Below are 1339 nucleotides of genomic sequence, written 5' to 3'. Positions count from 1 at the left end.
CAGTGCGGCCTCGCGGCTACTGGGGTCTACCAGCCTTCGCTTCGCTCTCCATGGCTGGCAGCGGTGGACCCCGCATGAGCGTGGACCTGAGTACCGCCAGTTCTTCCAGCGGGGTGTTTGGTTTCAGGGAGGCCGCCATCAGTGTTGGCGAAGGGGCAGGCAGCGTCAGCATCGCCATTTCCCGCACCGGCGGAAATGCGGGCGCTGTATCGGTACTGTGCAGTACCTCGAACGGCTCCGCTCTTGCCGGCAAGGATTTTAGCAGCCGCTCCACGCGTCTCAACTGGCCGGCAGGTGACAGCAGCGATCGCAACTGCACGGTCCCCATTCTCGACGACAGCATCATCGAAGGTCGTCAGCGATTCACGGTCACTCTGTCCTCGGCGACCGGCGGCGCGGTTCTGGGCACGCCAGACACATTGGCGGTGACCATCCGGGATGATGAGACCTGCTCGGGAGACAGCGTCCAACTGAACAGCATTGCCTTCGAGACAGGTGCCGATGTGGATTGCCTGGCCACGACAAGCATCCAGGCAACAGGCAGCGCGGTTTCCACCGGCTCCCGGGTAGGCTTTTTCGCACCCGGCGTCACGCTGGGGCCGGACTTCGCCGTGAGCGGCACTTTGACTGTGGGCACATTCGAAGTGACCGACAGCAGCAACACCACGCCACTCACGGGCAGCAGCGCCGCTGCGCCCTTCAATCCTTACCCGTCCATCATTGCGCTGTCGGGCATAAGCGGCAGCATACACTGGATGACCGTCACGCTCATGGGCGTGAACCATACCTAGCCACCCGACATGGAAGCCATCCTGATCGGCCCGCAGGGCCAGAATGTATTGCTCATGAGCAACGCCGGCGGCGATACCGCCATCAATGGCATCGATCTGACATTCGACGACGATGCCACCGGCCCGGTGCCTTCCCCCATGGTCAGCGGCACCTATCTGCCCACCAGTCTCGGCTCGACTGCCTTTCCCGCCCCGGTGCCTGCCCCTCCCTATGGGGCTGGCATGTCGGCACTCACTGGCAGCAATCCCAATGGCGAATGGAAACTGTATCTGTTCGACGACCTGGATGGCGACGTGGGCAGTGTCAGTGGAGGCTGGCGTCTCCATGTCGAGACCCACTAACTTCCATGAATCCCCCGATCACACCCCTGATTATGGAAAAACCCGTATCCGTAGATACTCTGTTTCCAGTCAACGTTTATTACTACTAGAGTTTAGCAGGCTGTTGAAAAACACCCAAATCTGAGAAAATATCACTAAGAATTGAACGAGAAGCAAAAGTACCATGCGTGGTCCCGATATTCATCAAGATACGTTATTCAGCACGG

Annotated in this window: 2 protein-coding genes; both read left to right on the top strand. The window is 59.6% G+C overall.

From position 1 onward, the window contains the following. A partial coding sequence (locus ACOCD2_RS20185) for a Calx-beta domain-containing protein (RefSeq protein ID WP_293653256.1) occupies window positions 1–791 on the top strand: 791 nt, incomplete at its 5' end. Between the two features lie 9 nt (window positions 792–800). Continuing rightward, window positions 801–1133: a hypothetical protein gene (locus tag ACOCD2_RS20180; protein ID WP_293650211.1), complete on the top strand. Its 333-nt coding sequence runs from the start codon at window positions 801–803 to the stop codon at window positions 1131–1133. Window positions 1134–1339: the final 206 nt, after the last annotated feature.

This window comes from Thiolapillus sp. (assembly GCF_048562965.1).
Taxonomy (GTDB): Bacteria; Pseudomonadota; Gammaproteobacteria; order Chromatiales; family Chromatiaceae; genus Thiolapillus; species Thiolapillus brandeum_A.
This window is presented reverse-complemented; position numbering and strand designations above follow the sequence as displayed.